This window comes from Bacillus sp. FSL W8-0629 (assembly GCF_038593225.1).
Classification (GTDB): Bacteria; Bacillota; Bacilli; order Bacillales; family Bacillaceae; genus Bacillus; species Bacillus altitudinis.
In genome coordinates this window covers 1,709,123-1,728,970 of the sequence record NZ_CP151975.1, presented here as the reverse complement: position 1 = coordinate 1,728,970, position 19,848 = coordinate 1,709,123, and the positions used below count along the sequence as shown (strand labels likewise).

At 40.0% G+C, this 19,848-nt stretch carries 22 protein-coding genes; 7 read left to right on the top strand and 15 right to left on the bottom strand.

The annotated features are described in order from the left end of the window. Positions 1-6: 6 nt before the first annotated feature. From nrdE to NSQ17_RS08740, 7 genes are all read right to left on the bottom strand, one after another. Complete coding sequence (gene nrdE / locus NSQ17_RS08770) at positions 7-2,109, bottom strand: class 1b ribonucleoside-diphosphate reductase subunit alpha (RefSeq protein ID WP_017359033.1); 2,103 nt, start codon at positions 2,107-2,109, stop codon at positions 7-9. Beyond that, positions 2,069-2,461, bottom strand: coding sequence for a class Ib ribonucleoside-diphosphate reductase assembly flavoprotein NrdI (gene nrdI / locus NSQ17_RS08765; RefSeq protein ID WP_017359034.1), 393 nt, complete (start codon positions 2,459-2,461; stop codon positions 2,069-2,071). Before nrdI ends, nrdE begins: the two co-directional genes overlap by 41 nt. A gap of 265 nt (positions 2,462-2,726) precedes the next feature. Continuing rightward, entirely contained in the window at positions 2,727-2,939 is a 213-nt protein-coding gene (locus tag NSQ17_RS08760; protein WP_045035119.1) for a hypothetical protein, read from the bottom strand. A gap of 79 nt (positions 2,940-3,018) precedes the next feature. Further along, a complete protein-coding gene (locus tag NSQ17_RS08755; RefSeq protein WP_035391989.1) occupies positions 3,019-3,351 on the bottom strand; it encodes a YmzC family protein in 333 nt (110 codons plus the stop codon). A 161-nt stretch (positions 3,352-3,512) separates the two neighbouring features. Next, positions 3,513-3,734: an RNA chaperone Hfq gene (hfq, locus tag NSQ17_RS08750; protein WP_003211269.1), complete on the bottom strand. Its 222-nt coding sequence runs from the start codon at positions 3,732-3,734 to the stop codon at positions 3,513-3,515. A 25-nt stretch (positions 3,735-3,759) separates the two neighbouring features. Further along, positions 3,760-4,710 (bottom strand): tRNA (adenosine(37)-N6)-dimethylallyltransferase MiaA, encoded by a 951-nt coding sequence (miaA, locus tag NSQ17_RS08745; protein WP_342468029.1) that lies wholly within the window; start codon positions 4,708-4,710, stop codon positions 3,760-3,762. A gap of 68 nt (positions 4,711-4,778) precedes the next feature. Further along, complete coding sequence (locus NSQ17_RS08740) at positions 4,779-5,180, bottom strand: YmaF family protein (protein WP_007499437.1); 402 nt, start codon at positions 5,178-5,180, stop codon at positions 4,779-4,781. Between the two features lie 104 nt (positions 5,181-5,284). On the opposite strand from NSQ17_RS08740, the gene NSQ17_RS08735 reads away from it, so the two are divergent. From NSQ17_RS08735 to NSQ17_RS08720, 4 genes are all read left to right on the top strand, one after another. Continuing rightward, positions 5,285-5,548: a hypothetical protein gene (locus tag NSQ17_RS08735; protein ID WP_017359036.1), complete on the top strand. Its 264-nt coding sequence runs from the start codon at positions 5,285-5,287 to the stop codon at positions 5,546-5,548. A 112-nt stretch (positions 5,549-5,660) separates the two neighbouring features. After that, positions 5,661-6,203, top strand: coding sequence for a TetR/AcrR family transcriptional regulator (locus NSQ17_RS08730; protein ID WP_041507251.1), 543 nt, complete (start codon positions 5,661-5,663; stop codon positions 6,201-6,203). Positions 6,204-6,205: 2 nt separating this feature from the next. Further along, positions 6,206-6,523, top strand: coding sequence for a multidrug efflux SMR transporter (locus NSQ17_RS08725; RefSeq protein ID WP_017367286.1), 318 nt, complete (start codon positions 6,206-6,208; stop codon positions 6,521-6,523). Positions 6,524-6,538: 15 nt separating this feature from the next. Then, positions 6,539-6,907, top strand: coding sequence for a multidrug efflux SMR transporter (locus NSQ17_RS08720; protein ID WP_007499443.1), 369 nt, complete (start codon positions 6,539-6,541; stop codon positions 6,905-6,907). Positions 6,908-6,952: 45 nt separating this feature from the next. On the opposite strand, the gene NSQ17_RS08715 is transcribed toward NSQ17_RS08720, so the two are convergent. Then, positions 6,953-7,402: an OsmC family protein gene (locus NSQ17_RS08715; protein WP_058213761.1), complete on the bottom strand. Its 450-nt coding sequence runs from the start codon at positions 7,400-7,402 to the stop codon at positions 6,953-6,955. 76 nt (positions 7,403-7,478) lie between these two features. Then, complete coding sequence (locus NSQ17_RS08710) at positions 7,479-8,213, bottom strand: poly-gamma-glutamate hydrolase family protein (RefSeq protein WP_024720397.1); 735 nt, start codon at positions 8,211-8,213, stop codon at positions 7,479-7,481. Between the two features lie 583 nt (positions 8,214-8,796). Here NSQ17_RS08710 and NSQ17_RS08705 point away from each other — a divergent pair. Beyond that, a complete protein-coding gene (locus NSQ17_RS08705) occupies positions 8,797-10,122 on the top strand; it encodes a S8 family peptidase (RefSeq protein ID WP_342468028.1) in 1,326 nt (441 codons plus the stop codon). 89 nt (positions 10,123-10,211) lie between these two features. Here NSQ17_RS08705 and NSQ17_RS08700 read toward each other — a convergent pair whose 3' ends face one another. The 3 genes from NSQ17_RS08700 to NSQ17_RS08690 all read right to left on the bottom strand — a co-directional run bounded on the left by NSQ17_RS08700 (position 10,212) and on the right by NSQ17_RS08690 (position 13,063). Then, the gene (locus NSQ17_RS08700; RefSeq protein ID WP_056704766.1) at positions 10,212-11,360 is read right to left on the bottom strand and encodes a Rap family tetratricopeptide repeat protein; all 1,149 of its coding nucleotides are present in this window, start codon (positions 11,358-11,360) and stop codon (positions 10,212-10,214) included. A gap of 165 nt (positions 11,361-11,525) precedes the next feature. Next, complete coding sequence (locus NSQ17_RS08695; protein ID WP_008344021.1) at positions 11,526-12,275, bottom strand: poly-gamma-glutamate hydrolase family protein; 750 nt, start codon at positions 12,273-12,275, stop codon at positions 11,526-11,528. Between the two features lie 314 nt (positions 12,276-12,589). Beyond that, on the bottom strand, positions 12,590-13,063 hold the full coding sequence (locus NSQ17_RS08690) for a CarD family transcriptional regulator (RefSeq protein WP_007499456.1): 474 nt from the start codon (positions 13,061-13,063) through the stop codon (positions 12,590-12,592). A gap of 590 nt (positions 13,064-13,653) precedes the next feature. On the opposite strand from NSQ17_RS08690, the gene NSQ17_RS08685 reads away from it, so the two are divergent. Continuing rightward, positions 13,654-14,055, top strand: coding sequence for a hypothetical protein (locus NSQ17_RS08685; protein ID WP_173426647.1), 402 nt, complete (start codon positions 13,654-13,656; stop codon positions 14,053-14,055). Between the two features lie 125 nt (positions 14,056-14,180). Beyond that, complete coding sequence (gene bslA / locus NSQ17_RS08680) at positions 14,181-14,717, top strand: biofilm surface layer hydrophobin BslA (RefSeq protein WP_024720390.1); 537 nt, start codon at positions 14,181-14,183, stop codon at positions 14,715-14,717. A gap of 145 nt (positions 14,718-14,862) precedes the next feature. Here bslA and NSQ17_RS08675 read toward each other — a convergent pair whose 3' ends face one another. The 3 genes from NSQ17_RS08675 to mutS form a co-directional block, all read right to left on the bottom strand. After that, on the bottom strand, positions 14,863-15,036 hold the full coding sequence (locus tag NSQ17_RS08675; RefSeq protein WP_155720697.1) for a hypothetical protein: 174 nt from the start codon (positions 15,034-15,036) through the stop codon (positions 14,863-14,865). Between the two features lie 201 nt (positions 15,037-15,237). After that, positions 15,238-17,139 (bottom strand): DNA mismatch repair endonuclease MutL, encoded by a 1,902-nt coding sequence (gene mutL / locus NSQ17_RS08670; protein WP_342468027.1) that lies wholly within the window; start codon positions 17,137-17,139, stop codon positions 15,238-15,240. Between the two features lie 22 nt (positions 17,140-17,161). Further along, the gene (gene mutS / locus NSQ17_RS08665) at positions 17,162-19,738 is read right to left on the bottom strand and encodes a DNA mismatch repair protein MutS (protein WP_342468026.1); all 2,577 of its coding nucleotides are present in this window, start codon (positions 19,736-19,738) and stop codon (positions 17,162-17,164) included. Between the last annotated feature and the right edge of the window lie 110 nt (positions 19,739-19,848).

The following is a 19,848-nucleotide window of genomic DNA, read 5'->3' as shown; positions in this document are numbered from 1 at the left end:
CTTTAATCAAACAACACAAGAAAGACAGCCTTCCTGCCCTGTATCCTTCGTTCTTGCATAATAAAGTGTCTTAATGCCTTTATGGTGTGCATAAAGATCGATGCGGTTTAAGTCACGCGTTGTCATCGTATCTTTTAGGAATAATGTAAAGCTGATTCCTTGATCGACGTGCTGCTGAATGGTTGCGATCATATCGACCACTTTAAACATGTCCATATCGTATGCTTCTTTATAGAAGAACCAGTTTTGTGCTGAAAGTCCTGGCATTGGATAATACGTTTTGCTGTTTCCGTATGTTCTTTCTTCGATACGTTCCATAATTGGCATCACAGACGCTGTTGCCGATTGAACATACGAAATAGAACCTGTTGGCGCAATACATAATCGATAGCTATGATACATGCCATTTTCCGCTACAAAATCTTTGAGTGCTGCCCAGTCTTCTTTTGTTGGAATGTGCATCCCTTCAAATAGCGCAGCTGCTTTTTCTGTTTTTGGAGTGAAATCATTTTCTACGTATTTATTGAAGTACTCACCTGTTGCATAACCAGAGCCCTCATAACGGTGGAATGTTTCCCCTTTTTCTTTTGCAAGCTCACTTGAACGCTTAATGGAGTAATAGTTCACCATCATAAAGAACGTATTAGCAAAATCTCTTGCTTCTTCACTTTCATAAGCGATTTGGTTTTGAGCTAAATACCCGTGAAGGTTCATCGCACCAAGTCCAATTGACTTCATCGCTTTGTTCGCTTTTCTAACAGCTGGTGCATTGCGGATATCTGTTGTTTCAGACACAAGTGTGAGTGAGTCCGTTGCAAGCTTGACTGTTTTTTCAATGGATTTGTTTTTCATCACGTTCATGATATTTAAAGAACCAAGGTTACAAGAAATATCAAGTCCGATCTCATCATCTTGATCATAGTCCGTGTAAGAAGAGACTTCTGAAGCTTGAAGTACTTCTGAGCAAAGGTTTGAGAATTTCACGCGTGAAATATGGTTCAGAGCGTGCTCTCTATTCACATTATCTTGGAACATGATATATGGATAGCCTGATTCTGAGCGCAGAACAGCTAATTTTTCAAGAAGTTTTCTCGGATTGACTTTTTCTTTTTTGACTTTCGGGTTTTCTACAAGCTCGTCATACATTTCTTCCATATCCATCTCATCAAGATGCTGTCCATAAGCTTTATAAACTGTATGAGGATAGAATGTGTAAGCTGTTTTATCTTCTCTAGCAAGCTCGATAAATTTATCTGGGATGACGACACCGATCGAAAGTGTTTTTACACGAACATCTTCATCCGCAGAGATTTTTTTCGTATCTAAGAAATCATTAATATCTCTGTGGAAAATATTCAGGTAGGCACTGCCTGAACCTTGTCTTTGTCCCATTTGATCTGCATATCGGAATGCATTATCAAGAAGTTTCATGACGCCTACGACACCTTTGGTCGCATTTTCAACATCTTTGATTGCTTCACCTTTCGCACGAAGCTTTGAAAGGTTCAAGCTGACGCCGCCGCCTAATTTAGACAGCTGCATGGAAATATCAATGGCTCTTGAGATATCGTTTAATGAGTCATTCACTTCAAGCAAGAAGCAGCTCACCAGCTCACCACGTCTTTTACGGCCTGCGTTTAAGAATGTTGGTGTACTTGGCTGATACTCTTGGTTGATCATCAGTTCCACAAACTCGAGTGCTTTCTTTTTGTCTCCGCCCGCAAAGAAAAGAGCCACAACTGAAATGCGGTCTTCATAGCGTTCAAGGATTTTCTTTTTGTCATTTGTTTTCAGTGCATAGTCATTGTAAAACTTAAACGCACTCATAAATGATGGGAATCTAAATTTCTTGGCATATGCAGCTTCAAATACTTCTTTAATATCTGACATGCTGTATTGTCTTAAAAATTCTTCCTCATAGTAGTCGTTTTCTATTAAGTAATCAATCTTCTCTTCTAGATTATGAAAGAAGACCGTGTTTTGATTAATATAATCTACGAAATAACTATGTACAGCTTCTTTGTCCTTGTCGAACTGAAACTTTCCTTCTTTTTGAATCATAATCTCGTTATTTAATTGTATCCACTTTGGAACCTGATTTTGTGACAATTCTTTCTACCTCCTGTGTAAACAATTCAACATCCCTTTTTGTTCCGCTTAGTTCAAAGGTGTGCAAAATAGGAACTTGATATTGTTTAGAAATCGTATCGGCGCTTTTGGCAAAGTTATCTCCCCACACTTTGTTCCCACTCACCGCTACACCTAGTAAAAGGTGCGCATTTTTCTCTAAAAATGACTGAGTGGTACCAGGGACTTGTCCAAATCCTGTCGTAAAGGTGACGAGAATAAACGGCGTATCCAAAAACTCTTCTCCAGTCAATTTTCGTTTGTCTGTAAAAGGGGTCTTGTCCAAAAAGCGTTGAACATTTCCTGTTTTTGAATCAAATACGATTTGAATCAATTCCATCACGACCTAGTTTTTAGTATTGTTGATCATTTCGTTATTCACTATATATAGTATACTATGTTTTTTCAAAACACAATATATAGATACTCGAAACGAAAAAAATCAACCAACCCGGCCGAACATTCATAGCCGAACTCGTACGTTCAAATAAATAGAGCAGAGCAGGTTCTAAAAATAGACTGCCCTACTCCCTATTCAACTGAAACCGAAATCTATCATAACACGAAAAAAAATCGCTTAGTAGACTAGACTTTTTGTTTTATTTTTTGTAGGCATCGCACTGTAAATCTTCTGACACTTCTGTTATTTCCACTGCAACACCTAATTCTTTGAGCACCGCTTCAAGCGCAGAGACGATCGAGGCTTCTCTTACTAACTCTTTCCCGTTTACAGAAACGCTTGTTCCATATTCGAAACAGGAGTCATCTTCACAAGTTTGTTCCCAATGATTAATTTTAATTTTGTGTGTCATGAACTCATCCTTTTCTGTCTAGATGTCTAATGCATGTTTATAGTGTAGCGACTTCACATTCATTTGTAAATTTACGTGCTTACTCTTCATCAAAGTCTTCACTATCACCATCATCTTCATCCCATTCATCTATGTACTTTGTCGTAATGAGCGTCAGCTCTCCTTCTTTTTCATCAAACCGGTATACATGTACTTCATCATCTTTCACAACAGCAATGTGATTATTTTTTAGCGCAACAGATGATGGTAAAAGACCATCAACATGGCTCCCATCATGCTCACTAGAATGGTTATGCCAACTTTCTTGTCTCGTTTCGATGTTCGAGATGGCGCATGATCCAAATAAGACAACGATTCCAATCAAAAGAAGGATCACTCGAATCCTTCTCAATTCAAGCTCTGCATTTTCCATATAAAGCCCCTCACCTTTTAAATGTCCAATAAGGATTTATACGCAACTTGGACAGAAAAGTTTCATGGCATACAAAATAGCCCCTCTGCACTGACAAAAAACGTAGCGGGTTTCGGCCGGTTTATTCGCAGCTGCATGGGGCTATTGGTGAAAACGGGTGTTTATTCTAATTCAAGATTTACATTTTTTTGAGGAGCAAATGTTGAAATCGCATGTTTATAAATAAGTTGCTGCTTCCCTTCTGTCTCAAGCAGCACCGTGAAATTGTCAAATCCCTTTACTTGACCGCGAAGCTGAAAGCCATTCAGTAAAAATACTGTGACAAATGTATTGTCTTTGCGGATCTGATTCAAAAATTGGTCCTGAATATTAATCGGTTTCATGTTTCGTCCTCCTTGATTCTGATAACTACAGTTTCGCTTTAAGTCCAAGCTTTCCTGCTATATATGCGAAAATTTCCTCTTTTTTGTCCGAAAAGTGGCAAGGTGGTGTCATATCAAACCAGGTGACATCCATTTTATTACGGAACCACGTAAACTGACGCTTCGCATATCTGCGGGAATTTTGTTTTAATTGCTGGATGGCTTCATCAAGTGAGCACTCGCCTTGAAAATAGGCATACAACTCTTTATAACCAATCGCTTGAACAGACTGACAATCTTTCAAACCAGATTGATAAAGTGCGCTCACTTCTTCAATTAAGCCTTCATCTAACATCATATCAATTCTTTGATGAATGCGCTCGTACAAAAGCTCTCGGTCCATTTTCAGCCCAATGAAGGCAGTGTCATAAAGAGGAACTTCTTGATGCCCGTTTTGCATATCAGACATTTTCTGACCTGTTGTATGGATGATTTCAAGCGCCCTGATCACGCGGCGGACGTTATTCGGATGAATCGCTTTTGCAGCGATAGGATCGGCTTCTTTTAGCTTTTCATACAGCTTGATCGGTCCATGTTGCTGTTCAAACAGCGTCATCTCTTCTCTAAAAGCAGGATCACTTTTCTCATCAGTAAACGTGTAATCATATAAAACAGACTGAATATATAGCCCAGTTCCACCAACAATCATGGGCGTTTTCCCTCTCGCAGCAATCTCTTTGATTTTTAAGCGGACAAGCTGCTGAAATTCAGCTGTAGAAAACGATTCATCCGGTTGTTTAATATCGATTAAATGGTGCGGTACGCCATTCATTTCTTCAGGGGTGATTTTCGCTGTGCCAATATCCATCCCTTTATAGATCTGCATGGAATCCCCGCTGATAATTTCTCCATTAAATGCTTTCGCTATATCAATGCTCAGCTTTGTTTTTCCGACAGCCGTCGGACCTACTAATACAATCACTGGTTGTTTTTTCATAACATCACTCTCTTTTACAAACTGCCTAAAGTATAGCATAACTTCTCTTTCTCTCCTATATCCTCCCGTCACCAGCCAAGTGGTTCATTCCCGACCACTTCATATGTCTTTCCTTTTAAACGGTGCTTATGCGTTGGCCTTTCTTCATCTGGACTGTAAACGACTCCCCCATATGGAATCGGGACAGAGTCGGTATAGGCAGAAAACGTGACTTCCTCAATTTCATGGTAGTGCGTCCCGTCCACTCTTGGGATAGCAGGTCCAGTGACGCCATAATATCTATGAAAATGCCCTCTTTCAAATGACGTGATCCCCCGGTAATAATGAGTATGTCTGTCGGTACTGCTTCCATTCACAGGCTGAGAAATACCTTCTATTAAATGATAATGTTCTTCTGTTACATCCGTTCGCGCTTTATAAGCATGTGCATGAGGTGGACATTTAGCCCAATCAGACGGATACAGGCCCATTTTTTACATTCCTCCTTATTTTAGGCATTCACCCAAACACAAGTGGGCCACTCGAATACACTGATGTCAGTTACAGTGATTTTATGTGAAAGGAGTCTTTTTTTATGAATTATTTTGACGCACCGTTTGTTCAAGATGAGATGAGAAGACCTTTTGGATTTGGACGCCCTGGATTTGGTTTTGGAAGACCTGGGTTTGGGTTTGGGCGCCCTGGTTTTGGCTATGGGAGACCTGGATTTTTTGGACCGCCATTTTTAGGTGGTTTTGCTGGAGGGCTTTTAGCTGGGTCGCTTCTTGCTCCAGGATATGGCTATGGTTATCCTTATCCACCGCCATACCCGCCATATGGACCATACCCTTATTATTAAATATGACGATTTAGTGAAAACATCCTCTTATAAAATGAATCGATTGACACATTTGTTTTTCATAGGTTAACATTTACTTTACCGACCGTTCAGTAAAGTAGGTGTTTTTTTTATGTCTAAAACGAAAAAAGAACAAATTTTTGAGGCAGCAGCTCACACCATTCTAAAAGAAGGATTGAGTCAGCTCACCCTTCAGCAGGTGGCAGAACATGCAAATATGACCAAAGCCGGGCTACTGTATCATTTTTCGAGCAAGGAAGACCTGATCCAGCAAATGAATGAGCATGCGGTTGCCTCTTTTCGTCAGCAGCTTGACACGTATCAGGAAACATACAAAAACGAAAAGGCACCTTATGTACGTGCCTATATATTGGCCACATTAAATGACCTTGATAGACAAAACACCACACAGCTATGTACAAGCATGCTGGCTACCATGTCATTTGATGAAGCATTATTAAATCCTTGGCGTCATTTTTATGCGGAATTTAAAGAAAAAGCAACCGAGGAAATCAATGACCCTGCACTTAGCCAGCTGATCCGTCTTGCCTGTGATGGTATATGGTTTTCAGAAATGTTTCAGCTTGAACCATTGAATCGAGAGGAAAAAACCCTTTTACTTCATCGGATTTTACACATTTTAGAGGAGGGATGATGATGATCCTCGGATATCTTTTTTTGGCTATCGCCATTTTTTCAGAAGCAATCGGGGCAGCGATGCTGAAACTATCAAATGGTTTCACACGCTTTAAACCTAGCGCTGTCGTTGTCGCTGGCTACACACTTGCTTTTTACATGTTGTCATTGACCCTTAATATCATTCCACTTAGCATGTCTTACGCCACTTGGTCTGGGGTCGGTACCGTCCTCACGGCTTTTTTTGGCGTGCTCTTTTTCAAAGAAACCTTGAACCGTCAAGCACTTATTGGAATGGCAATGCTTGTTTCAGGGGTCGTACTATTAAATATGTCTTAAAGGATGTGAAGTGATATGAAAGGAATGCTTTATTTAACAGGAGCCATTTTGACAGAGGTTTTTGGCAGTACGATGCTGAAGCTTTCGCAAGGTTTTACACAGGTGCTGCCGAGTATGGGGGTGCTGATCGGATTTGGGTGTGCCTTTACCTTTCTCAGTTTGGCACTCAAAACAATTGAGCTGTCATCTGCATATGCCACTTGGTCTGGGGTCGGTACAGCACTTACTGCTCTTGTGGGCCTCGTGCTATTTAACGAAACCATTCATATGAAAGGATTCATTGGTCTTGCACTTGTCATATGCGGCGTCATTGTCTTAAATCAATCCAAAAAACAAAAGGAAGAAAAGAAAGAACCATTCGATCAAACCGAATGGACGTCATAAAAAAAGTCATTTTCTCCATTAATCAAGAGAAAATGACTTTTTTACTTAATAACCAGCTTTGATGGTTTCTTCTAAGGAAATATGGACATTCCCTTGCACAGCTCTAGAGATCATACATGAGCTTTCAGCTTTATGTGCAAGCTTACGAGCTCGTTCTATGTCCTGTGCTGTAGCCGACTCTTTGAGAATGATGACAGGACGGTGAATGATTTTCTCATATGTAAACACACCGTTTGTCACATCGACAACTGCCTCAGAGCTCATCGATAAATCCTCTTTCTCTAATTGACTCCGCTCCATCATGGCTGCAAGTGTAATGATATAACATGTGGCCGCTGCACCTAGGAGCATCTCATCTGGATTTGTTCCAATACCCGGTCCATCCATTTCTTTTGGAATGGAAATCTCCGTCTTTAACTGTTCACATTCGATTGTCCCCACATCGTTACGCAGACCAGGCCAGTTTGCCTGAAGATGAAAATGATGACGCGCCATATCTGTCTCTCCTTTTGTTATCACTTTTTATAGTGTAACAAGAATTCATCTTGCTGTCTTAAGATGTGCACCATCCTTACGTATATTCTTCATCCAGCACCGTTCGAATCGCCCTGACATACCGGTAGAACGTCTCGTTTTTTGTACTCGACCGCTGCCGAAAATCGAAACTGTCAAATAACGCTTCCCGTTGACTTCTACTAATCTCAAGCTGTACACTTTGCCCTGTTTTTGTAAGATTATTAATATTATGATTGCTCGTTCCGCTTAGGGTTGCGTGTGCAACTGCAAGTTCAGCAGAAAAACCGTTGCGCTCTAATGAGTTCACAATTTTCTCAGCACGGTTATAGTCTGTTCCGCCAACAAGGGTGTGATCAATTCCCGGCTCCCCTTTATAACCATGAACAGCTAAGACATAATCATGTGCTTTTGCCTGTGCGACTCCGATTGGTTCATCGAAGTTTGTACTTGTAATATGAAGTTCTGATGCATTTTCTCTAAAACCTTCAAATAAGTACGTAGAAAAATCGTTATCAAAAAAATGGACAATCTCACTAACGCCGCCTTCGATTCTCCCGCCATGAGGCGACATCACTAGAAGACGGCTGCCGGGCACTGGATTGGATGTAATTTGATAATGATCTGTTGATTCATTCTCTTCCAGTTCTTTAAAATTGCGATACATATCATTTGAACCGCTTTCGTCTTCTCCACCTGATGACACTGGCTCATCATGTTCCTGTGCTTGCATGGTATAATAGACGCCCCATCCGATGACAAGCAGGAGAAGCAAAGCAAAAAACTTCTTCATTCCCGTTCTCCTTTAACAGATTTCTAAGCCGTTTCTATGATTAATATTGAATCATCATTTCTTTTCATTTTTTCCACATTTTCTCTTCAAATTTGATCATAACACTCTAGATCATGAGATTCCTCAAAAATAAGATAATTGCATTTATATACACAGAAACGCCTCTCCTGATTGAAAACAGAGTTAGAATAGTATGACAAACAAATGAAGTTATGTTTAAAATGACCTAGTCCTACCCAGTCTGTTTTCTTTAATTCGTCTTTTTTTTATGCGAATTTGATTTTTTTCATCTGGAATGAATCACATTTGTATGAGCATTGACCCTGTCTAGAACCCCCTTTTTTCTGCAGAATCCTCTGTTTTACTGGTTCTCTAAGAAGAACTCTCCCACCTATCATCGGCAGTTTTGATATGATTTCCACCTTTTTCTATTATTTTACAAAATGTAAGCGCTTTTCTTTTTAAAGGGAATGAGTCAGCCGCCAATATGAACAAAAGAAGGGACAAGAATCCGAACAAAGATGCTGTCATGTTCATAACGTAAGAGTGTACGAGAATGGATAGCTAGAATGGAGGGCATCACATGTTTGGATTTTCCATGGTACAAATGGTCAGAACACATGCTAGTAAATTGGATCAGCCTTTAAGAGAAACCGTCCTTCACCTCTATAAGCCTTTTAAGTGGACGCCTTGTTTTCTTCATCGTTTTTTTGAAGGAAGGTTAAAGAAGAGCAAGAAGCTTCGGGTCATCATTGAATTTAAAGAAGATGCAGTTGAAGCAGGTATTCAAAGCACAAAGCAGCTAATGAAAAAAAGCAGAAAAACAAACATCAAAAAACATTTTTCACATATTAACTGCTGCGCTGCTGATCTTACCCCTGCTGCTTTAGAGGAACTCTTAGCAAATGGGGAGCATATTCGCAAAATATATTTAGACAGACAGGTACATGCACTGCTGGATGTGGCAACACAATCAAGTCATGCGGATGAAGTCATCCGAAATGGCACAACCTTAACCGGTGAAGGCATTACGGTTGCGGTCGTTGACACAGGCGTATACCCACATGAGGACTTAGATGGAAGAATTCGCGACTTTGTAGATTTAGTCAAACAAAAAATGAAACCTTATGATGATAACGGTCATGGAACGCATTGCGCTGGGGATGTGGCTGGAGACGGAGCTGCCTCAGACGGCTTGTACAAAGGACCCGCTCCAAAAGCCAATATCATTGGGGTAAAAGTGTTAAATAAACAAGGCGCTGGATCACTTTCTACTATTATAGAAGGTGTTGAGTGGTGCATACAGTTCAACGAAGACCATCCTGATGACCCAATTCACATCATCAGTATGTCACTAGGCGGCGATGCGCAGCGTTATGATGACGAACAAGACGATCCGATGGTGCGCGCTGTTAATGCAGCTTGGGATCAAGGGATTGTCGTATGCGTTGCTGCCGGGAACTCCGGTCCTAACAGTCAAACGATCGCAAGCCCTGCCGTGAGTCAAAAAGTCATTACAGTCGGAGCCTATGACGATCGAAATACGCCAGAATCAAGTGACGATGTCGTGGCACCATTTTCGAGCAGAGGTCCAACGGTCTACGGTGAAACAAAGCCCGACCTCCTCGCACCAGGAGTCAATATCGTCTCTCTTAGATCACCAAGATCATTCCTAGATAAACTAGATAAATCAAGTAGAGTCGATGATGATTATACGACGTTATCTGGCACTTCGATGGCGACACCCATTTGTGCCGGTATCTGCGCACTATTATTAGAGCATTCACCAGATTTAACACCTGATGAAGTCAAAGCCTTATTAAAAGAAAATACAAGCAAGTGGTCTGGAGAGGACCCAATGATTTACGGAGCAGGTGCCATCGACGCAGAAAAAGCAATCCAAGAATAAATAAAAAAGCCCTTTACGTTTTTCGTAAAGGGTGTTGTTTTGTCTGTTTTTATGTGTGAAGTCTTTCTTCTACTTGAGCAGCTGACATGTTATGCTTCGTTCTCATACATCTCATCTCCTTTTTGAATGTGCGTACGCGCTTCGATCACAATTTCAAAAAAAGTGGAAGATTCCTTGTACATGTCGCGTTCCTTATAATAATTAGCCGCATCAAGTGCCAATTCCTCTAAATCAGCAAACATTTTTTTGTTTCGTAGTCCCAAAAGGGCTGATCTCAATTGTTCAGAGCTGTCTGTTTCTATATAGAGTGCCTGTAAAAATTGGAATTTCAATTGATAAATTTCATCTCCCAATATAGAGGCCTGATTCATGCCTTCCTTTATAGCCTCACTCGCTCGCTCCATATCTTCGAGTTTAAAACAAGTAAGAGCCAGTGAAAACAATGATTTGATCATCGTTGCAGCTTGATCTTTTTGATAAAGTGAAATGGCTTGTTCAAAGAAGACAGTCGCTGTATGATAGGTTCCCATACTATAATGACAAGTTCCTAAGTTATTGAGGGCCATCGCCTTAAAATAAGATGTGCATTCTTTTCTTTCCATTGCTTCACACACTTTTAAAGCTTTTTCTAAATACGGGAGCGCTTTTTGATGCTGATTTACATCAATCCAATTACCTGCCATCACAAAATCGCATTGAATGCTTCTTTTTCCATAAAGCTGATGTTTCTTATAGATGTCTCTCGCTTTTTTCGCATAATGCATAGAAAAATAGGTTTGTTTCATATGATAGTATACTTCAGCAATTTTATAATAAAATTCCGCTTTTTCGATCTCATCTGTCACTAAGATCAGCTGATGTTCCGCATGCTTATAATAAGAAATGGCTTCGATATACCGGTGCTGGGTAAATGCATACATTCCATGGAAAAAATGAAAGTAATAGCCCAATAAACCCGTCATCTCATCTTCTGCCTCTTCAATTTCTTTTGGAAAAGAAACCGCTTGAAGCGATTCATTCCCTGCATGGACTGGCGTTAAGTGCTGAAGCATCATTTGATGGCGAAAATCCATGAGAGAATAATAGAGTAATAAATCTTGATCTTCTTCCATCTCATGAATGTCTTCTTCAACAAGGCGCTTCATATCGTTTGCCTGATCAACTTCAAATTTGCAAATATGTGTGTACCATTGATTGATTTTTACACCTACTTCGGAAGATGGTATTTTGTGTGCCATCCACTTCAGCCCCATTCTATCATATCAAACTGATAACTATTATTTTACATAATTTATGATTTTAAGGCAAATTGTCATTTATTTCATATTTTATGTTGATTTTGCACATTTCTATCTTTTTTACCAAGTTTAAAGAGAGTACTTTTGCCCATCAAAACCTTTTTTCTACGAAGAAGGGTCGAATTCTCTAAGCACTTCTTTTAAACCACTGACATAGCGACTAAATGCTTTTTTCTTTCCTTTTCTCGTATCAAAGTTGTCAAAAAAAGCTTTTCTCTGCGCCGTACTAATTTCTAACTGGACGCTTTCGCCACTGGCATTTTGATTATTAATGTTGTTTGGATCCGTTCCAGAGAGGCGCTCACCTTTTTGCACGAGCTCTGCGGAGAAGCCCCGGTCTTTTAGTTCTCGCACAACCGCTTCTTGCATTTTTTCGTTTGTCCCGCCCACAAGTGTATGTCTTCTATCACTTTTATAGCCGTGGATTGATATAGAAAAGGGATATGTTTTAATCATTTGAACCAAAATTGGTTCATCGAATTTTGTACTAGTGATATGCAAGTCACGATTGTTATCTTGTTTTGTCCCTTCAAATAAATACGTAGAGTACTTCTTTTCAAATGCTTCTACAATTTCACTTGTTCCTGGTTCAATTTCGCCGCCGTGAGGAGAAAAGACAAGTAAGTCACTTCCCCCTTTTTCATGAAACTCTATCTCATAGCCGTCTCTTTCATGCCGTATAAGCTGTTTAAAACTTTCATATTGATCCCCTTTTTTTCGCTCTTTCTTATACTTTTCTACTTCTTCATGATGTTGTTTTTGCTCTTTATTTTCTTGGATAGAATGGCTGCATTTCACCATTAAAAGAGCACACAGGATTAGAAAGATGAATCCACTTATGAGTAGTCTTTTCATTTCACCGCTCCTTTTCATTCTCTTCGATGTCATCTTATCGCATTATTTTACTATCAATCGCAAAAAGAATTCAAAGAATGTCCGGCTCCTTTTCATGAATCAGGAGAACTTACCTGTTTTTTTATGTTGCCCTAGGTATTTTCGGCTTCTTTAAAACGGTTCATGTGTAAGTAAAAACTAAATCCTATGACCTCATTTTAGTTTTAGTCAAAAACACCTACAAAATTGGGAATTTTCATCTTTTTTCAAATAAAAAAGCTGTAAACAAAAGGAATATCTCCTTCTGTTTACAGCCAGTCTCTGTATATCCAGCATTAAACTCTTAATTCATTCTCTAATGCTGTCAGCACTTCATCTTGCGACATGCCTTGTGCCAGTGAAATTTCGCTCACTAACATGCCCCGTGCATCTTCAAGCATCTTCTTTTCACTAGAATTTAAGGCTTTTTTCTGATTACGTCTCATCAGATCTTTGACAACGTCTGCGCCATCTTCAATCGAACCTGTTTTTAGCTTTTTCAGATTTTCATCATATCTTTGCTTCCAAGTAAGCGTGTCGTCGTTTGTTTCTTCTGCAAAATTGTTCATCACAACTTTCAGCGTAGCTTGATCAGCTACCGGACGTATACCTAGTTGATTGATTCTGCCTTTTGGGACCATCATCTGCATATTCGGCATTTGAATCAGAAAATATTCCTGCGTCTTACCTAAAATCTCTTTTTCTTCCATTCCTTCAATCACACCGGCTCCATGCATTGGATAAACAATTTTATCACCTATTTGAAACAAATCCGCCACCTCCGAAAGTATTCACAATATCATTATAACACATTTCAGCAGAGGATAAAAATTTATATTTTATCATGTTAATTTAGCACTAGTCAATTCTTTTTATTTGAGTTTTTAAAGAATTAGCCTTTTTTTACAAAAGGAGCGCCACCATCCAGTCCTCGTACACCTTTCTTGCATATACTAGCATTGAGTCACATTTAGGAGGGATGACAATGTGCAAATGCAAGAGCAAACATTCCCACTCAAAATGCTATAAAAAGCATGACGATCATCACCATATTGATCCGTGTGAAAAAAAGAAGTTTTATCATAAAAAAGATGATTGGTTTGAGAGCGATTTTTGGGATACGTCAAGAAGCTACGATCCCCATTATTTTCCTAAAAGTGTCTGCAGCAGATGTAAGAAGCGTCGCAGAAAAAGACATAGCTTCTCATTTTAGCGTTTGACGCTGCACCTGCTTTTTGTTTTCCCGGCTGAAAAGCCGGTTTTTTTGTTACATGTCGTTCTTTTCTTTCATATGGATAGGCTCATGAAACAGGTGCAGCTCATAAGATATGGCAACCTGAAAAAAAGGATGAGATACAAAATGAATAATATGAATAACCAAACCAACCATTACCATCAAGGAAATCCCTATCACACGTTTGAAAATGTGTATACAGCCAATCATGAGCATATGATCGCACCAAACATGCATGACCCTATGAATATGCCAAATCATTATCATACCGGTAAAAAAGATGCTTATAGCGGACACCACCCGCATCATCATTCAGCTTATTCCCCTTTTACGAAGCAGTATGAACCCTATTCAAATGTACAGATGAACGATCACCATCACTTCGGTCACTACGGCGGTTATGGTATGGCTCCCTACCATCCAAACGGCTATCATGATATGCAGATGATGATGCCTGCAAATCATCATATGACAGGAAATGCTTACGGAATGAACCAACCAAATGCATTCCTACCCCGTTATTACTAAAAAACAAGCAAAATAAGGGTATAAAATACCATTTAATGACATATAGGAATATGGTAACCTTATAGGTAAATAATGGATGTAATCATCTATTATTTACCTATAATCAACCAAGGGGGAAGGAAGAAATGAAGAAAACATGGACAATGATTATGATGGGGATGCTTACATTGGTCATGGCACTCTCAGTACCGCTAGCCGCATCAGCTGAAGGGGCTAAAACAGAGGAAAGCAAAGCTTCAACGAATGCAAGGCCAGCTGCCCTTTATGCAAAAATCACAGGAGCAAGTAAACAAGAATGGTCTTTTTCTGACATTGACCTGACTTACCGTCCAAATTCTGTTCTAAGTATTGGTGCAGTTGAATTTACTTTACCAGCAGGTTTTCAAGCCACAACAAAGGATATTATCAATGGAAAAGCTTTAAAAGACAGTTACATTTTGAACAATGGAAAAACTGTCCGCATTCCAGCTCGTTTCGATTTATTCGGAAGTTCCCAATATACATTACAACTTTCTCATAAAGTACTTCCTGCTGCAGGTACATATACGTTCCGTGCAGAAAATCGTGCGATCAGCATCGGTTCCACATTTTATGCAGAGGATACGATTGATATTAATAAACGACCAGTTGTCGTCACACCGCCAAATCCTTGCGGATGCTAAACAAAAAAGCGCTCTTAGAGCGCTTTTTCTCATTTATCACATGTCTTGCCGCTGTGCTTACTGCATTTTATATAATTGTTACACCATATCTTATGATGGTCTGTCATCATTTAGTTGGCAAACCCATATATGGCGTTTTTTATTGTTATTTTTGCTCTTTTAGTTTTTTAAAAATCACAAATTGATATACTCCAAATAGTAAGGTTAGGATCATAATTGCGGTAAATAGTTGATCGACTGGAAGCAAAAAATATACGACAACAAAAGATAAAAGCAAAACAAAGTAACCTATATTGAACGCTTTTTTGAATGTCATCATATTCCCTCCTTTTTACAATCATATCACGCTTCACTTAATCGTATAACCAAATAACAAAAACCCCTATCCATTTGAGGAAAGGGGTTATCCTTACAACATGACAGCGGATGTTTATCTTCACATCACAACAACACGAAATAGACTATCGGATTGAAAAATTAATTGGTGGGCAAACCGATTCACCCACCATCTCAAACCTAGCTACATCACCCGTTTAAACATTTTTTCCATTTCATATGTGGAATGATGAATTATAATCGGTCGACCATGCGGACATGTAAATGGGTCTTGTGTTTGCCGGAGTTCATCTAATAAGGCTTTGATTTCATCGTGACGCAAATGACGATTTGCTTTAATCGAGCCTTTACAGCTCATCATGATCGCCGCTTCTTCTCTCAGTTTCTTGATATCCACACGCTTTTCATCAAGTACTTGCTGAATGATTTCTTCGATGAGTTCAGCCTCTTCTCCTTTAGGAAACCACTGCGGATGCGATCGAACGATATAGCTGCCTGATCCGAATGGCTCTAAGAAGACCCCTACTTTGGCTAAAATATCGATATGCTCTTCAATAATCAACATATCGTTTTTTGAGTAGTGAAAGGTTAATGGAACAAGCATTTCTTGCACTTCCTGTTCAATGTCTCCTACCTTTTCACGAAAGTACTCATACTTGATTCGCTCTTGGGCAGCGTGCTGATCGATGATATAAAGACCGCGTTCATTTTGAGCCAAAATATACGTTCCGTGCATTTGTCCAATCGGATACATCACAGGGACACGTTCACTTTCAGCCTGATGCTGGGCTGCACTGTCTTCCAGCATCACTTCGTCATGTTGTTCATGCGAAGCTGCAGATTCCTCTACATATACATGGTCAAACGTTTCTTCAGACGATGCTGGTAAAGTCGCTTCCGTACTTTCCGGTTCACGCACCCCGTATGTGTTGTTCTGACTGGTCTCGTATACAGCCGATTCGAGCGAGTCCGGCTCATAGGAAACAGGTGTTTCCATTCGGCTATTCATTGTTTGTTTAGAATCAAAAGATAAAGACTGCTGCTCATTTTTCACTGCTGTCATTGGTGCTTTTTTTGGCACTGAAGCACTTGGAATAAGCTGCTGCTTTTGAAAGACGTCCTTAATCCCTTGTTTGATCAACTCATGAAGTTCTTGCTCTTTACTTAGTCTTACTTCAAGTTTAGAAGGATGTACGTTCACATCGACTAAAATTGGGTCCATCTTCATCTCAATAAATGTAATCGGATGGCGTCCGATCGGGAGCAGTGTATGGTATCCTTCATGAATGGCTTTCACCAGCGGGAAATGCTTGACATATCTACCGTTGACAACAGAAGACATATAATTACGTGATGCCCTTGTCACTTCTGGTAAGGAAATATAGCCTTTCACTTCAAAATCAAGTGATTGTACATGTAGTGGCAGCATTTTTTTGGCCACTGCCGTTCCATAAATGGCCGCAAGCACATGCCGCACATCTCCGTTTCCATTTGTTTGAAGCAGCACTTTTCCTTGATGTCGCAAACGAATCGACACTTCTGGATGAGCAAGTGCAATTCGGTTCACAACATCAGAAATGTTGCCAAGCTCCGTATGAACAGTTTTCATGTATTTTAGACGGGCTGGCGTATTATAAAATAAATTGGTGACCACAATTTCGGTGCCGCGACGGCCAGAGGTTTTTTTCTCCGAAATGATCTTCCCGCCTTGGAGAGCTAAGTGTGTTCCAGCACCTTCACCGGTACTTGTCTTCATTTCTAAGTGAGAGACGGAGGCAATACTTGGCAACGCCTCCCCCCTGAAACCGAGCGTCCTGACACGAAACAGATCATTTTCATCTTTGATTTTACTCGTCGCATGACGCTGAAAGGCGAGCTTACAATCTTCAGCATCGATTCCCACCCCATTATCAATAATTCTAATAGAAGAAAGTCCTGCTTCTTCTACATCGATTTCAATGACAGTACTACTAGCATCGATCGCATTTTCCACGAGCTCCTTCACAACAGAAGCCGGACGTTCGACCACTTCACCAGCTGCAATTTTATTTGATAGGTCATCGGATAACTGAATAATCTTTGCCATTTCTTGCTCACCTCACCTTACATTATAATTTCTTTTGCAATTCATATAGCTTTGTCATCGCTTCAAGCGGTGTCATATCCATTAAATTAAATGACTTCAATTCTTCGATCACTGCTTGATCTTTGTTTTTCAGCACAGGTTTTGTTTGCGGTTTTTCTTCCACTTCAAAGAAAGAAAGCTGCTGTTTTTCCTCAGCCACTTCTTTTTTCGGGGCTTTAGAGACGCGCGGAATCACTTCATGTGATCCGCTCTCAAGCTCCGTTAAGATGGTCTGGGCTCGATCAATGATCGCATCAGGCAGTTCAGCAAGCTGCGCTACATGGATGCCGTAGCTTTTATCCGCTGCTCCTTCTTTGATTTGATGTAAGAAAACAACTGTCCCTTCATGTTCTTCTGCTCGTACGTGGACATTTTTCAGTTCGCTTAATTGGGATTCCAGTACCGTCAGTTCATGATAATGGGTAGAGAAAAGCGTTTTGGCTCCAATATGATCATGCACAAATTCAATGATTGCCTGTGCAAGAGCCATTCCATCATAAGTGCTTGTCCCGCGTCCAATTTCATCAAATAAAATCAAGCTGTTCTTTGTCGCATGCACCATCGCATTTTTTGCTTCGAGCATCTCTACCATAAAAGTACTTTGACCAGAAATCAAATCATCTGCCGCCCCAATACGTGTAAAGATTTGATCAAAAATCGGAAGGGTTGCCTTTGATGCTGGCACAAAACAGCCAATTTGCGCAAGAATCGAGATCAATGCCATTTGTCTCATATATGTGCTTTTCCCTGACATATTCGGACCAGTAATGAGCAAGGTTTGTCTCCCTTTGCCCATTTGGCAGTCATTCGGCACATACTCTTGATGATCCATCACTTTTTCAACAACAGGATGACGACCATCAATGACTTCCACTTCATCTGATGAAAATTCAGGGCGGACATAACGCCGCTTTTCACTCACAGTCGCAAAGCATTGCAGCGCATCAAGCTCACTCATTTGTTTTGCGAGCAACTGTAATCTAGGAATATAGGCTTTTACTTGTTCCCGAAGCGCAGAAAATAGTTCATATTCCAATTCACTAATATTTGATTCCGCCTCAAGAATAAGGGCTTCTTTTTCTTTCAATTCAGGTGTAATATACCGCTCTGCATTGGCAAGGGTTTGTTTTCTTTCATAACGGCCTTCTTCTAATAAATGCGTATTTGCACGGGTCACTTCGATATAGTAGCCAAACACTTTATTAAAGCCGACTTTCAACGATCGAATGCCTGTATATTCTCTTTCTTGCTGTTCAAGACGAGCGATCCAGTCTTTCCCGTTTCGGCTCGCATCACGATATTCATCTAATTTTGCATTGTAGCCGTCTTTAATCAAATTGCCTTCTTTTAACGTCATCGGCGGATTCTCATAAAGAGCATCTTCTAATAAATCAAGTAAATCACCGCATGGGTCAATGTCATTTGCTCTAGATTTCGCCATATCCTCCGGGAGAGAATGGACAAGCTCTTTAATAGCCGGCACTTGCTTGAGAGATTCTTTCAATTGAATAAGATCACGGGCATTCACATTTCCAAATGCCACACGGCCTGCTAGACGTTCAAGATCATACACTTGCTTTAAACGTTCTCGCAGATCCTCTCGCTCAAAGAAATGTTCCATCAGAATTTGCACCATTTCCTGGCGTTCTTTGATTTGTGAAAGGCGGATGAGCGGACGATCGATCCATTGCTTCAGCAATCTTCCGCCCATTGCCGTTTTTGTTTCATCTAAGAGCCATAATAAAGAACCCTTCTTGCTTTTTGAACGGATGGTTTCTGTTAATTCAAGGTTTCTTTTTGAGTAAAGATCAATTTTCATCGTTTGTTCAAGCTCAAATACTTGAACTTGCTGAAGATGATCAAGACTCCTTTTTTGCGTTCTTCTTAAGTATGCATAGAGTGTTAAAAATGCTATTTTCAGATGCTCGTCAAGATGAGAAACGAGTCGTTCAGCTTCATCTATTAATTCATCGCTATCTTCGTATGAGATGGTCGCTTGGCAGCGTTCCTTCAGGGTTTTCACCGTTTCTTCATCGAGCTGCTTTGATACCACAATCTCTTTTGCACCGACAGAATAAATTTCAGACACAACTTCATCTAACCGTTCAATGAAAGCCGCCATGTTTTCACCTGTTGATAAATCGGAAAGCGCAAGACCGTAGCCATTTTGAAAGCTGGAAACAGACGCGATAAAGTTATTTTCGTTTTCATTCAGTCCTTTGCCATCCATGACCGTACCTGGTGTAATCAGTTGAACGACCTCTCTTTTGACCACACCTTTTGCCGTTTTAGGGTCTTCCACCTGCTCACAAATGGCGACTTTATAGCCTTTTTCTATCAGTTGTTCTATGTATGCAGACGCAGAATGATATGGAACACCACACATTGGAATCGTGCCGCCATCCCTGCTTGTTAACGTAATTTCTAATTCTTGTGCTGCTTCTTTTGCATCATCAAAAAACATTTCATAAAAATCGCCTAAGCGAAAAAATAAAAAGGCATCTTGGTAATCTGCCTTGATCTTTAAATATTGCTGTATCATGGGCGTATAACTTGCCATATTTCTAATCCCTCACTATATTACTTTCGAATTCATACCATCTTTCATTATAGCATAAAAATTCACCTTTTTTCCCTAGATCAAGGCACAAAAAAACTAGGGGGATATGC